The 14,202-nt window shown below is 59.0% G+C and carries 14 protein-coding genes; all 14 read left to right on the forward strand.

All coding sequences use genetic code 11. The annotated features are described in order from the left end of the window. The first annotated feature begins 5 nt into the window (after window positions 1-5). The 14 genes from E1297_RS15915 to E1297_RS15980 all read left to right on the forward strand — a co-directional run bounded on the left by E1297_RS15915 (window position 6) and on the right by E1297_RS15980 (window position 13,951). Window positions 6-974, forward strand: coding sequence for an ABC transporter permease (locus E1297_RS15915; RefSeq protein WP_155139934.1), 969 nt, complete (start codon window positions 6-8; stop codon window positions 972-974). After that, the gene (gene cdd / locus E1297_RS15920; protein WP_155139903.1) at window positions 971-1,369 is read left to right on the forward strand and encodes a cytidine deaminase; all 399 of its coding nucleotides are present in this window, start codon (window positions 971-973) and stop codon (window positions 1,367-1,369) included. The genes E1297_RS15915 and cdd overlap by 4 nt, the downstream gene beginning before the upstream one ends. A gap of 6 nt (window positions 1,370-1,375) precedes the next feature. Further along, complete coding sequence (locus E1297_RS15925) at window positions 1,376-2,197, forward strand: purine-nucleoside phosphorylase (RefSeq protein ID WP_155139905.1); 822 nt, start codon at window positions 1,376-1,378, stop codon at window positions 2,195-2,197. Further along, window positions 2,181-2,963, forward strand: coding sequence for a deoxyribose-phosphate aldolase (gene deoC, locus E1297_RS15930; protein ID WP_155139907.1), 783 nt, complete (start codon window positions 2,181-2,183; stop codon window positions 2,961-2,963). Before E1297_RS15925 ends, deoC begins: the two co-directional genes overlap by 17 nt. 4 nt (window positions 2,964-2,967) lie before the next feature. Continuing rightward, a complete protein-coding gene (deoA, locus tag E1297_RS15935) occupies window positions 2,968-4,284 on the forward strand; it encodes a thymidine phosphorylase (RefSeq protein ID WP_155139908.1) in 1,317 nt (438 codons plus the stop codon). A 75-nt stretch (window positions 4,285-4,359) separates the two neighbouring features. Further along, window positions 4,360-5,580 (forward strand): phosphopentomutase, encoded by a 1,221-nt coding sequence (locus E1297_RS15940; RefSeq protein ID WP_155139910.1) that lies wholly within the window; start codon window positions 4,360-4,362, stop codon window positions 5,578-5,580. 31 nt (window positions 5,581-5,611) lie between these two features. Then, entirely contained in the window at window positions 5,612-6,496 is an 885-nt protein-coding gene (locus E1297_RS15945; RefSeq protein ID WP_155139913.1) for a phytanoyl-CoA dioxygenase family protein, read from the forward strand. Between the two features lie 43 nt (window positions 6,497-6,539). Beyond that, window positions 6,540-7,559 (forward strand): adenosine deaminase, encoded by a 1,020-nt coding sequence (locus E1297_RS15950; RefSeq protein WP_155139915.1) that lies wholly within the window; start codon window positions 6,540-6,542, stop codon window positions 7,557-7,559. 70 nt (window positions 7,560-7,629) lie between these two features. Continuing rightward, window positions 7,630-8,796, forward strand: a complete 1,167-nt coding sequence (locus tag E1297_RS15955; RefSeq protein WP_196223329.1) for a DUF1688 family protein — start codon at window positions 7,630-7,632, stop codon at window positions 8,794-8,796. Window positions 8,797-8,862: 66 nt separating this feature from the next. After that, window positions 8,863-9,492, forward strand: a complete 630-nt coding sequence (gene upp / locus E1297_RS15960) for a uracil phosphoribosyltransferase (protein ID WP_155139919.1) — start codon at window positions 8,863-8,865, stop codon at window positions 9,490-9,492. Between the two features lie 365 nt (window positions 9,493-9,857). After that, the gene (locus E1297_RS15965; protein WP_155139921.1) at window positions 9,858-10,781 is read left to right on the forward strand and encodes a ribokinase; all 924 of its coding nucleotides are present in this window, start codon (window positions 9,858-9,860) and stop codon (window positions 10,779-10,781) included. Window positions 10,782-10,799: 18 nt separating this feature from the next. Next, window positions 10,800-11,303, forward strand: a complete 504-nt coding sequence (locus tag E1297_RS15970) for a TIGR02281 family clan AA aspartic protease (RefSeq protein ID WP_155139923.1) — start codon at window positions 10,800-10,802, stop codon at window positions 11,301-11,303. Window positions 11,304-11,366: 63 nt separating this feature from the next. Then, entirely contained in the window at window positions 11,367-12,866 is a 1,500-nt protein-coding gene (locus E1297_RS15975) for a phosphomannomutase/phosphoglucomutase (protein WP_155139925.1), read from the forward strand. An 89-nt stretch (window positions 12,867-12,955) separates the two neighbouring features. Further along, window positions 12,956-13,951, forward strand: coding sequence for an aldose epimerase family protein (locus E1297_RS15980; RefSeq protein WP_155139927.1), 996 nt, complete (start codon window positions 12,956-12,958; stop codon window positions 13,949-13,951). Window positions 13,952-14,202 lie beyond the last annotated feature (251 nt).

Genomic DNA, 14,202 nt, shown 5'->3' on the forward strand with positions numbered 1-14,202 from the left:
GAATGATGTTTGAAACCCTGATCCTGATCCTCGATTCCACCGTTCGGATCGCGACCCCGCTTTTGCTGGCCTGTCTGGCAGGGCTGTTTTCCGAACGATCCGGTGTTGTCGATATCGGCCTCGAGGGCAAGATGCTCGGCGCGGCCTTTGGTGCTGCAGCCGTCGCCTATCTGACCGGAAACGCCTTTATCGGCTTGTTCGCGGGCATTGCCGTTTCAGTCGGACTGGCCCTGATCCACGGCTTTGCCTCGATCACCAACCGGGGCAATCAGATTGTCTCCGGTGTGGCGATCAACTTTCTCGCTGCCGGCTTGACGACATTGCTCGGACAGGCCTGGTTCAGCCGGGGCGGAAAGACACCGCCGTTGACCGGCGATGGCCGCTTCCGCGAGATCGTGCTGCCATTTGCCGATCAGGTGCGCGACGTTCCGGTAGTCGGACTGATCTATTCGGAACTTTTGTCCGGGCACAATATTCTCGTCTATGCCGCCTTTGTTGCCGTTCCGCTGACATGGTGGGCGCTGTTCCGCACCCGCTTCGGCCTGCGTTTGCGCGCGGTAGGCGAAAACCCGGCGGCCGTGGACACGGCGGGTATTTCGGTGACTTGGCTGCGCTATCGCGCGGTGATCCTGTGCGGTGTCTTGTGCGGATTTGCGGGGGCTTACCTCTCCACCGCCCAGTCCTCCGGCTTTATCGGCAACATGACGGCCGGCAAGGGCTTTATTGCGTTGGCCGCGTTGATTTTCGCGAAGTGGAAACCGGCCAACGCCATGTTCGCCTGTCTGCTGTTCGGGTTCCTCGACGCGGCTGCCATCCGTCTGCAGGGGCAGGAAATTCCCGGTATCGGTGAAATCCCGGTCCAGTTCTTCCAGGCTCTGCCCTACATTCTGACGGTGATTCTGCTCGCCGGCTTCATCGGCAAGGCGATCCCGCCCAAGGCTGCCGGTATACCTTATGTGAAGGAGCGTTCATGAGCGACCTCGATGCTCTTTTCGACGCGGCCAGGGCGGCGCGCGAAAAAGCCTATGCGCCTTACTCCAACTTTCTGGTTGGAGCGGCCTTGCGCACGCCCGATGGCAAGGTTTTCACCGGGTGCAACGTTGAAAACGCCTCCTATCCGGTCAGCGTCTGTGCCGAGGGTGGTGCGGTCGGCGCGATGATTGCCGCCGGTTACCGCGAAATCGCGGAGGCCGTGGTCATTGGAGATGCCGCGCTTTGCACGCCTTGCGGCATGTGCCGCCAGCGCTTGAAGGAATTTGCCACGAAGGACCTTGTTGTTCACGTGGCCGATCTGAACGGCATACGGCAAAGCTTCACGATGGATGAGCTGTTGCCGGCTGCTTTTGAACTCGAAGACAAGAAGGACTGACCCTCCATGAGCGGTTTTGGTCGTGAATGCGCGGAGATCGTCCGCGCAGCCCGTCCGGGTACCTATCGCATCGGCATGATCCTCGGATCCGGCCTCGGTTCATTGGCCGAGGAAGTCGAGGACGCTGTCCGTATTCCCTATACGAAACTCAGCGAGTTTCCGGTTTCGACCGTGACATCGCATTCCAGCGAGCTGGTTGCGGGCACCATGTCCGGGGTTCCGGTCGTGATCCTGTCGGGGCGTGCCCATTATTATGAAAGTGGCAATGCGCAAATCATGCGCACGCCGGTCGAAACGCTGAAGGAACTGGGGTGCGAGGTTCTGCTGGCAACCAATGCGGCCGGCTCCTTGCGCGAGGAAGTGGCACCCGGCAGCCCGATGCTGATTTCCGATCACATCAACTGGTCGGGTCTCAACCCGTTGATCGGGGAAGAGGATGAAAGCCGCTTCCTTGATATGAGCGCTGCCTATGATGCAGACCTGCGGGCAGCGATGAAGAAGGTGGCCGAAGAAACCGGCGACCCGGTTGCCGAGGGCAATTACATGTGGTTTTCCGGCCCGTCCTTCGAGACACCGGCCGAAATCAGGATGGCAAAGCTGCTCGGCGCCGATGCGGTTGGCATGTCGACGGTTCCGGAAGTGATTATCGCCCGGTTCCTGGGGATGCGCGTTGCAGCCATGTCGGTGATCACCAACTACGGTGCAGGCCTTCAGGCCCACGCGCTTTCCCATGACGAAACCAAGACCATGGCGAAAGTTGGCATGGACCGCATGAAGGAACTGGTCCGGGCTTTTGTGAAGGAAGTAGGCAATGACCGAAACGATTGATCTTGCCGACGTTGCGAGGCGCGCTCTGCCGCTGGTCGATCTGACCAATCTGAATGATGATTGCACTGCAGAAGACATTACTGCCTTGTGCAAGCGAGCCGTCACTGCCCATGGCACTGTGGCAGCTGTCTGCATCTATCCGCAGTTCGTCGCTCAGGCGGTCCGCGAGCTGAAAGGAACTGGCGTTCGTGTGGCGACGGTCGTCAACTTCCCCGCAGGCGGAACGGAGACACTGGACGTTGTCGCAGAAACGAAAAAAGCCGTCGAAGACGGGGCTGACGACATTGATCTGGTGATGCCGTACCGCGCCTTCATGGACGGCCGGAAGGGTTTTGCCGAAGAACAGATCATTCAGGTCAAGGCGGCAATCCCGGCCCCGGCGATCCTGAAGGTGATTCTGGAGACCGGTGAAATCAGGGATCCGCTGTTGATCCACATGGCATCGCAGATTGCCATCGGTGCGGGCGCGGACTTCATCAAGACGTCGACCGGAAAGGTCGAAGTCAATGCCACGCTGGAAGCGGCAGAAATCATGCTGACGGCGATTGAAGAAGCCCGGCGCGATCATCAAAAGAATGTCGGTTTCAAGCCGGCAGGCGGAATTCGCACGGTCGAGGAGGCCGGAGCCTATCTGGCGCTTGCCGACAGGATTCTCGGACACAACTGGGTTTCCGCGCAGACTTTCCGCTTTGGCGCGAGCGGCTTGCTCAACGCGCTGATCGGAGCGCTCGACGGAACCAACGCATCGGCTGGAGAGGGGTACTGAGCCCATGTTGCCACAAGAAATTATTCGTAAAAAAAGAGACGGCGGCCAGCTGAGCCCGGAAGAAATCGCGTTTTTCGTGAAAGGCCTGGCCGATGGCAGTGTGAGTGAAGGTCAGGTTGCCGCCTTGGCGATGGCTGTCTATTTCAAGCGCCTGACTGTTGACGAGCGGGTTGCGCTCACCGTTGCCATGCGCGACAGCGGCGATGTGCTCGACTGGTCCGACATTGAAGCGCCTGTGCTCGACAAGCATTCCACTGGTGGGGTCGGCGACAACGTTTCCCTGATGCTTGCACCTGCCCTTGCGGCTTGTGGTGCTGCGGTGCCGATGATCTCGGGACGCGGCCTCGGTCATACCGGCGGCACGCTCGACAAGTTCGACAGCATCCCGGGATACCAGACCCAGCCGGACAACACCCTTTTCAAGAAAGTGGTCAAGGAAGTCGGCTGTGCCGTGATCGGCCAGACCGGCAATCTTGCTCCTGCCGACAAGCGGTTTTACGGCATCCGGGATGTGACCGGAACGGTTGAAAGCATCGATCTGATCACTGCCTCAATCCTGTCCAAGAAGCTGGCGGCGGGTCTTCAGGGACTGGTGCTTGACGTCAAGTGGGGCACTGGTGCGTTCATGGCGACGCTTGAAGAAGCACGTGCTCTGGCTGAAAGCCTTGTGCTGGTTGCAAATGGAGCAGGGCTTAAAACCACGGCACTTCTCACCGACATGAACGAGCCGCTCGCCTCGGCAGCAGGAAATGCGGTTGAAGTTCAAAATGCAGTCGACTTCCTGAAGGGGACTGCGATCGACAACCGTTTATGGGATGTCACGGTCGCGCAGGGTGGTGAGCTGCTTGCCTCTGGTGGTCTGGCCGACACCGCGGAAGCAGGCGCGGACAAGATGCGCGATGCGTTTGAAAGCGGGCGTGCGGCGGAAGTCTTCGGCAAGATGGTGTCTGCTCTGGGTGGTCCTGTGGACTTCATGGAAAAGGCGGAGCTTTATTTGCCCAAGGCCAAGGTCGAAGCACCGATCTATGCCGAGCATGAGGGTGTGGTGACGGGTGTCGATGCGCGCGCAGTCGGCATTGCGGTTGTGGCTCTTGGCGGCGGACGCCGGGTCGCGGCTGATGTCATCGATCCGACTGTCGGTCTGACCAATCTGGCAGGCATCGGCAACACGGTGGATGCGGATGCCCCGCTTGCTATCGTTCATGCCGACAGCGAGGAAGCCGCCCACGCTGCTGCTGCTGCCGTGCGTCAGGCCTACACGATCGGGGAGGCAGCACACGTGCCGGACCATCCGAGCGTCGTCGAGCGGATCGCCGCGTGAACCGACCCTTCGCCGGGCCACAACAGGCCCGGCGCTTTCCGGCCTGATGCCGGCAACCATAAAGAGGACCAGACTATGGCTCGTGCGATTCTGTGCGTTTTGGACAGTTTTGGGATTGGGGGCGCTGCCGACGCGGGAGACTTTGGAGACACAGGCTCCGACACGCTGGGCCATATTGCCGAGGCTTGCGCATCAGGAAAGGGTGACCGCGAGGGCTTGCGCTCCGGACCTTTGCATGTTCCGAACATGGACAGGCTTGGTCTTGGAGCTGCTGCACGCGGCTCGACCGGCAAGACCGTTCCCGGCCTGGAGTTCGCTGGCGCTCCGGAAGGGCTTTGGGGGCACGCCGAAGAAGTGTCCAACGGCAAGGACACGCCATCCGGCCATTGGGAGATTGCCGGTGTTCCGGTCTGTTTCGACTGGGGTTATTTTCCCGAAACGATTCCGACCTTTCCGGCCGAACTGATCGAGGCGATCATCGCCAAGTCGGATATAACAGCGGTTCTTGGCGACAAGCATGCCTCGGGCACGGTGATCATTGAGGAGCTGGGCGAAGAGCACGTCCGCACCGGCCACCCGATTTTCTACACGTCGGCCGACTCCGTGATCCAGATCGCCGCTCATGAAACCCATTTCGGTCTGGAGCGGCTCTACAAGCTATGTGAAATCACTCGTGAGCTCGCTGATCCGTACAACATCGGCCGGGTGATTGCGCGGCCCTTTACCGGCGAGGACGCCAGCAGTTTCGAGCGTACGGCCAACCGCCGGGACTATTCGGTTTTGCCGCCGGAACCGACCGTTCTGGACCGGCTGACCGAGGCCGGGCGCACGGTCTACGGGATTGGCAAGATCTCGGACATCTTTGCCCATCAGGGTGTGTCCAGGGTTCTTAAAGGTGCCGGCAACGACCAGCTGTTCGACAAGACGCTGGAAGCGATGGACCTTGCTGGTGACGGCGACATGGTGTTCGCCAATTTCATCGACTTCGATTCGCTTTACGGTCACCGCCGGGATGTGCCGGGCTATGCCGCGGCACTGGAACACTTCGACCGCCGCTTGCCGGAAATGATTGCTGCCATGAAAGACGGCGATCTCTTGATCCTGACCGCTGACCACGGATGTGACCCGACATGGCGCGGTACCGATCATACGCGCGAGCATGTGCCGGTGATCGGCACGGGTCCGGGTATTGACGGCCGGCCGGTTGGCGGGCGCAAGACCTATGCGGATATTGGCGAAACGCTTGCCAAACATCTCGGCATTGCACCGGGCAAACACGGAACAAGCTTTATCTGAATATGTACCCATCAGGCGGAGGAGTTCGAACATGAAGGCTCGCAGTTTTCAGGCGACACAAGACGGTCATCTCACCGGGGAAATGATAGAAGCCTATGCGCAAGACGGCTTTTTGATCCTCGAGGGCTACAAGTCGGTTGAAGATTGCGATGCCTTGCGGGCAAGAATGGCCGACCTGATTGATGCCTTTGAACCCGAAAGCGTCGCCTCCGTCTTTGAGACTGGCAGCCAGACACACGCCAGGGACGCCTACTTCCGCGAAAGCGGTGGCAGCATTCGTTTCTTCTTCGAGGAAAAGGCGTTCGACGATGCGGGCAAGCTCACCAAGGACAAGCATCAGGCCTTGAACAAGGTCGGCCATGCCTTGCATGACGAGGATCCGGTGTTCGAAGCCTTTTCCCGCGATCCGAAGATGGCACGTACAGCGCGTGATCTGGGTTTGTCAAACCCGCTGCTGGCCCAGTCGATGTATATCTTCAAGCCGCCCCATATCGGCGGGGAAGTGAATTGCCATCAGGATTCCACTTTCCTCTACACGGACCCGATGACCTGCACGGGTTTCTGGTTTGCACTGGAAGATGCGGATGACACCAATGGCGGTCTCTACGGCGTTCCGGGCGGGCACACCGATCCGTTGCGCAAGCGTTTTCACTATCAAGGCGATGATCTCGTCATGGAAACGCTGGACGATACGCCGATTGCGCCGGACGAGCAGCATGCGCCGCTGATCGCGCCGAAAGGCACGCTGGTCATTCTGCATGGTCTGGTGCCGCACAAGTCAGCGCCGAACACTTCCGATAAGTCCCGCCATGCCTATGCGGTGCATATGGTCGATGGCGAAGCCGTGTGGTCTGCCGACAACTGGCTGCAACGGGCGGAGGACAAGCCGATGCGCGGATTTGAACCCACGAGTTAATGCTCCGGCCGGGCGCGGCGGAGCCAATGTCAGGCACGAATGAATGGCAGAGAACAAGACAACAACACGGGTATCCGTGCCCAAGGTGGAGCTTCATTGTCATATTGAAGGCGCCGCGCCGCCCTCTTTGGTCAAACGTCTGGCGGAGCGCGATGGCATCGATGTTTCGCGCATTATCAGCCCGGACGGCAAATACATCTGGTCAGACTTCACCAGTTTTTTGAAAGCCTATGATCTGGCGAGTTCCGTGTTCCGCACCCCGGCGGATTACGGGCTGTTGGCGGAAACGTATTTCAGGATGCTGGCAGCGGAAGGCGCGATTTATGGCGAGGTGTTCATCTCTCCCGATCACGCCCGTGCAGGCGGGCTGTCCTATCAGTCCTATGTCGAGGGGATTGCGGCCGGGATCGAGCGCGCCAAGATCGACACAGGCATCGAGGGGCGGATGATCGCGATCGGCGTGCGCCACTTCGGAGCCGGTTCGGTCGAACGGGTCATCAAGGAGGTCTTGGCTTTTCAACATCCCATGGTGACCGGTTTTGGTCTCGCAGGGGATGAGAGGGAGGGGCATCCGGCCAATTTTGCGAAAGCGTTCCGGATGGCCAAGGAAGCCGGGCTTGGCCTGACCGCACATGCGGGCGAATTCGGGGGCGCGGAAAGTGTGACCGCAGCGCTGGAGTTCCTGGGTGTGAGCCGCCTCGGTCACGGTGTAAAGGCGATTGAAGACAAGGCCCTTGTCCGGCGGCTTGTCGAGGAGGGGATCGTTCTCGAAGTCTGCCCGGGCTCAAACACCGCGCTTGGTGTTTATCCTGTTCTGCGGTTTCATCCCGTCAACCTGCTGCGCAGGCAGGGGGTTCGCATTACACTCAACTCCGATGATCCGCCATTCTTCCGCACGACGCTCGGCAAGGAGTATTCTTCGGTCGCAGAAACCTTCGGCTGGTCGTTCGAGGATCAGCTTGACGTGACCCTAACCGGCATTGAAGCCGCATTTTGTGACGAGGCGACCCGCCAAAGGCTGCGCGTCCGGCTGGACAGCGCGAAGGAAAAACTTGATGCCTGAGCGAATGACACAGGAACGGTCAACTGGCGATATACTCAGTTCCGGACAATTTCATGCTGGGGTCAATCGAATGCGGGATTTGGTTGAAGGCGGATCGCTTCGAACGCTTCGTCTGCAGCAGGTCAAGCTGGCCGATTTGGCTGAGCAAGTTGAGAAGAAAATCCGGGAAAACTATCCCGATCTTCAAATCCCCCCGGACAGTTGCTGGCGGTCCATGGAGCGTGGCGGGATTGATCGCTTTGGCATCCTGACCAGTTCCCGTGCATTTGAAACCGAACAGGCATTTTTTCGTGCAGCTGCCGATCTGGCAGTGATGTGTACGCTTGCAGACGGCTTAATGCCCGAAGACTGGACGTTTCTCGATCCACTTTCCGGAGAGCGTATGGAAGGCCGGCAGGCCGGGCCTGTTGCGGCCGCTGTCATGTTTGCAAGCGGTGCCTTTTCTTCCGATCCCGCCGACCCCTTCCGGGCCGACGCCTTCGCACTCAGCCGCATCACCCAGGACGAAGTCATGACCGGCTTTCAGTTCGGCGGCGAAGCGCATGCCGGGACTGCCGAAAAGCTGGCTCGCCAGTTCAATCGCCTTGGTGAAATCATCGCGCTGCGCCCGGATCTGTTCGAGGACGGGCAGGAGATCCGCCCGGCCATCCTGATGGAGCAGGCCCGCATAGCTATGGTAGGCCCTGTGTTGCCGGTCGGTACCCTGTTCGATGCGGTGCTCGACGGTTTCGCTCCAATCTGGGATGGTGGCGCAGAAATCGGCGACCGGATTCTCGGGGATGTTTGGCCAGCCTCCATGGAGGATACCGGCGCAGATGGGGAGCGTGTCGCTTTCCATTTGCCGGCCGCAGCCATGTGTTTGAACATGATCGAACCCTTTGGGTGGACCGGTTGTGGTTTGAGCGAACTGGATAAACTGCCCGCTCCGTCGGATGCCGATCACGCGGCGGTTATGGTCGACGCCGGAGTTTTGATCATCAATACCGGTGAGACGGCAGACCCTGCCAGATTGGCTGCGGAACTGCGTGCGTCCACGATGATCCTGACCGATGACCTTGCCCGGATGGTTCGTGGACACCTTGGAGTCAGCGAGGAAGATTTGCCGCTCGCCTGTATTCTGGAAGCGGGAACCCGCCCACTTGCGCAAGCTCTGTTGGTGAAAAATCCTGAACTCCTCGCGCGCCTCGGCAGAAACATGAACCCGGGGGGTGTTTTTTGGCTGCCATTCGGGGCATAGCAGGCTAAGACTTTACCAATCAGGATTGGCCGGAGATTTCTGCCGGCCCAAAGAAGAGAGGCAGACATGTCCGGAGCCAACGTCATCAGCCATCCGCTGGTTCAGCACAAACTCACCATCATGCGCGACAAGGGTACCTCGACCCAGGGATTCCGCCGTCTCCTGCGCGAAATCTCCACGCTCTTGTGTTACGAAGTGACCCGGGATCTTCCGCTGGTTCGCCAGACCATCGAAACGCCGCTGGCCGAAATGCAGGCGCCGACACTTGCCGGTAAAAAGCTGGTGTTTGCCTCGGTTCTCAGGGCTGGCAACGGCTTGCTGGAAGGCATGCTCGAACTGGTTCCCTCGGCACGCGTTGCCCATGTCGGCATGTACCGTGATCCGGAGACCATGGAGCCGGTCGAATACTACTTCAAGGCTCCGGAAGACCTGAATGAGCGGCTCGTGATCGTGGTCGACCCGATGCTGGCAACTGCAAACTCCGCGATTGCCGCTGTTCAAAAACTCAAGGACAAGGGCGCCAACAATCTGCGCTTCCTGTGCCTGCTGGCATCCCCGGAAGGGGTGAAGAAGTTTAACGAAGCGCACCCGGATGTGGCGATCTACACGGCCTCGATCGACGAGCGACTGAATGAAAAGGGATACATCCTTCCGGGTCTCGGTGATGCCGGCGACCGGATGTACGGCACAAAGTAAGCCCCGGCGTTCGAAAGATATCAAAGGCGGATGGATGATACCATTCGTCCGGATAATTGACCCTTTTGACGGGAGCAAGGCGATTGTCGGCTAGGCGCAGCGCGGCCATTCTGGCCGGGAAAGCGGTGTAGCAACGCCCGACAGCGGCCCTTGCCCATTGCAGGCCCGGATTTCTGACGGTTCGGACGGCGTCCGGCGTCTCGAAAGATGCCCTTATCGTCCTTCGAAACTCTCCTTGCCGAACCGGCGGAAAACCAGGTCAAAAGGGACAATAATCCGGGCGGTTGGTATTACTCCGTGCGCTTTTTTCGTTTCGGCGGTAACGTGTCTGTTCACCGCGCGATCTAACCGCCAAGAGCAACACCATGATCACTGTTTTCGGCTCGATTAACCTGGATCTCGTTGTACCTGTGCCGCGCCTGCCCAAAGCGGGAGAAACGGTGAGCGGCCCGGATCACAAGATGTTTCCGGGCGGCAAGGGCAGCAATCAGGCTTACGCGGCATGCCTGGCTGGCGGAAACGTCAGGATGGTCGGAGCGGTTGGCGATGACGCTTTTGCGGATCTTGCGCTGGAAAACCTGACCACGGCCGGTGTGGATACAAGCGGTGTACGCCGTTTGCGTGGAACCACGGGGCTGGCCTTCATCGGGGTCGATGCATCCGGTGAAAACCAGATCATTGCCGCGAACGGCGCGAATGCCCTTGTGGATGTCGCATGGCTGGACGGTTTTCTCGAGGCAGGTGTCTGGCTGGTTGCCCAAGGTGAGGTGCCGCTGGAACATGTGGCACAGGCTTTCCCGGTTGCCCGCGAACGAGGTGCAAAAGTTCTCTGGAATCCGGCGCCGGTACCGGACCAGCGTTACGCATCATTGATCCATGACGTTGACGTGCTGATCGTTAACGAAGGCGAGGCGGCGCATCTCGCAAATGCGCTCAACCTGCCCAAAGATCCTGAAGCATTTCTTGCTGCGCTTAGCCATCCGGACAGGCTGCATGTTGTTACCTTGGGAGGTCAAGGGGTGATCGCACGCCAAGGTCAACAGGTCTACCGGTTGCCGGCACCGAAAACCGGCGTTGTCGACACGACCGGGGCCGGGGATGCGTTTTGCGGCAGCATGGCCGCCGCCCTCGCTGACGGGGCGGATACCGGCAGATCGCTTGCCCGTGCGGTGGCGGCAGGAAGTCTTGCTTGCCGTGCGGTCGGTGCACAATCAAGCGCGCCTCGAAAAACGGAAATCATCGAGTTGGCAGAGTCCATATACCCGGACCTTCAAGTTGGTCGATGCTAGGGAGTGTGTTGGGGCGGCATGACGCGTCTGCTTTGGGTCATGGTCTGGTTCATGTTGATTGCGCCGTTCGTGTTTTATGGTCTCGAACGCGCCGGAATCGGCATCCATGTGTCCGAGTTGATCATGTCCGGATCGGGTCTCGAAACGACTGCTCCGAGCTACGAAATCCCTCGATCCCGAAGCGGTGAGTTTTTTGCGCAAGCTTCCCTCAACGGGCAACCGGTCACCATGCTTGTAGACACGGGTGCCGCGACCATCGCGCTGACCTCAAGCCTTGCAAGTCAGATCGGCATCGATTTGACCAACGCCGACTTTGATAGGCAGGTGTGGACGTCCAACGGCAAGGAGGAAGCTGCAATGGCGACTGTGGAGACCGTCGGATTAGGTCCAATCAGCCTCAAAAATGTCGAAGCAATCGTTTTGAAAGACGGTGTTTTGCAGGTGCCCCTATTGGGAATGTCGGCTCTTGGAAAGCTGGAGGAAGTCGACATTTTGGATGACACAATGATCCTTGTCCAATAAGCTCCGCGCGTTTTCCGATCCTGGTTTCACTTAATCAATCCTGAGTTGTTCAAGAGGTCCTCAATGTTTTTGAAGCCCGAAGCGGCGTTGATGCCGAATACCCTCGCCTATGAATCCAAGCCGATGGTGAAGGCGACGGGCTTTCGCGAGTATGATGCGCGCTGGCTTTTTGAAAAAGAAATCAACCTGATGGGCATGCAAGCTCTTGGCATGGGGATCGGTACCCTCATGCACGAGCGTGGGGTCCGGCCCGAAATCGTCGTCGGACACGATTTCCGCGGATATTCCGCGTCGATCAAGATGGCTGTCATGAACGGGCTGATGGCTGCAGGCATCAACGTTCACGACATCGGTCTCGCGCTGTCCCCGATGGCGTATTTCGCGCAATTCGCGCTGGACGTGCCGGCTGTCGCCATGATCACCGCGTCTCACAACGACAATGGCTGGACCGGCGTCAAGATGGGTATCGAGCGCCCGTTGACCTTTGGTCCGGACGAGATGGCGCGGCTGAAAGAGATTGTTCTGGAAGCGAAGTTTGATCTCAAGGGTGGTGGCAGCTACCGCTTTGTCGATAATTTCCCGGAAGTTTACGCGAAGGACCTGACTGACCGCGCGAGGTTCAAGCGGCCGATCAAGGTCGTTGCGGCCTGCGGCAACGGGACGGCAGGCGCATTTGCACCGGCGATTCTGGAGGCGCTTGGCGCGGAGGTTATCCCGCTTGATGCGGAACTGGATCACACTTTCCCGCGCTACAATCCGAACCCGGAAGACATGAAGATGCTGCATGCGCTTCGGGACAAGGTTCTCGAAACGGGCGCAGAGGTCGGGCTGGGCTTTGACGGCGACGGCGACCGCTGCGGCGTCGTCGACAACGAAGGCGAGGAGATCTTTGCCGACAAGGTCGGTGTGATGCTGGCCCGTGACATCTCCGCCCGGCATCCCGGCGCACAGTTTGTGGTCGACGTGAAATCAACCGGCCTGTTCAATACCGATCCGGTTCTCAAGCAAAACGGAGCCAAGACCGACTATTTCAAGACCGGTCACTCCTATATCAAGCGCCGGGTGAAGGAACTCGATGCCATTGTCGGTTTCGAGAAGTCGGGCCACTATTTCTTCAACCCGCCGATCGGCCGCGGGTATGACGACGGATTGGTTTCCGCGATTGCGATCCTCGACATGCTCGACCACAACCCGGACAAGACGATGGCGGACTTGCGCCGCGATTTGCCGATGACCTGGGGCTCGCCAACGATGGCGCCCAAATGCGCCGATGAGGTCAAATACGATGTGGTCGATAGGGTTGTTGCGCGCTTCAAGGACATGAAAGACAAGGGCGAGAAGGTCGGCGGCAGCGCGATCACCGACCTGATCACCGTCAATGGTGTGCGGGTGGTGACGGAAGACGGCACCTGGGGTCTGGTGCGGGCGTCCTCCAACAAGCCGGAGCTGGTCGTGGTCGTGGAAAGCCCTGCCTCGAAGGAGCGTCTCCACGAGATGTTCCATGCTGTCGATGGGGTTCTCCGCGAGAATGAGGAAGTCGGGGAATACAATCAGACGCTCTGATATCCTTGCATCCGGGGTGGGCGGACGGCAGAGAGCCGCCTGCCCAACTGCCTGACAAGATTTGCAAAGACATCCAAAAAGGTCCTCCCATGATCCGCGAGTTCGGCCTGCTTCCGGACGGCCGTCCCGTTCAGGAAATAACGTTGAAGAAAGGCCCGCTTGAAGCGCGTGTCCTGACTTTCGGTGCCATCATCCGTGACCTCAGGTTCAATGGATGTCCGGTTGTTCTGGGGTATGATACGCTTGACGCCTACATGGCCGATACGGACCATGTAGGGGCGATTGTGGGAAGGTGCGCGAACCGGATCGCAGGCGGTAAGCTCAAGATAGATGAGCAGCACCACCAGCTGGATCTGAATGAAAACGGGACAACTCATCTGCATGGCGGTCGCGGCGGCTTTTCCCGGCAGATCTGGAATCTTGAGCAAAGTGACAAGGCCAGCGTTCTTCTGAAACTTGTGTCGGAGGATGGTGATCAGGGGTATCCAGGCCGGATCGAGACGCTCGTGCGCTACACATTGACCGGGGCCGGCGCACTCCGGGTGAAAATCACGGCCACGACCGACAAGACGACACCCGTCAATCTGACACAGAAATGCTATTTCAATCTGGACCAGAGCGATACGGTTCTTGGTCACAGCCTCGAGATTGCGGCAGACAGCTATTTGCCGGTCGACAGCGACAAGATCCCGACGGGTGAAATCCGGAACGTGGCCTGGACGCCGCTGGATTTTCAGGACGGGCGTTCGATCGGCAAGGCTGGCCGGATGGCTGACCCCATCGACCATTGCTTCTGTCTGGCGCCGTCGCGCCGGGACGCGGTCGAATTCGCGGCTGCTCTTGAGAGTTCGGGCGGTGACAGCCGGATGGAAGTCTGGACGACCGAGCCGGGCCTGCAGGTCTATGATGCCGCCGGATTTTCGAACCCTGCGATTGGACTTGCCGGAAAGCCATACAAGGCGCATGGCGGGCTGTGCCTAGATACGCAAGCCTGGCCAGATGCGGTAAACCATGCCGGTTTTCCGACAGTCTTGTTGCGGCCCGAGGAGAATTATACGCATGCAACGGAGTTTCGATTCGCTTGATCGAAACATGTTGCCAAGCCGACGGGTGCAGCTTTGAAAACGGTCTTCTCTGATGTTCAACTGAAGCATATTCCGAAATTCGAAATTTCTGACGGAGAGTTGCAGCCGGCGGTCGAAATACCGTCACGAGCCGAAATTGTTCTGCGCACGCTCAAGGACCGGAAGGTTGGCGACATCATTGAACCGGTTTCCTTTGGAATGGAGCCCATCAGGCGGGTTCATGTGACCTGCCCCCGATAAATCGGACCATT

This window comes from Roseibium sp. RKSG952, assembly GCF_009711355.1.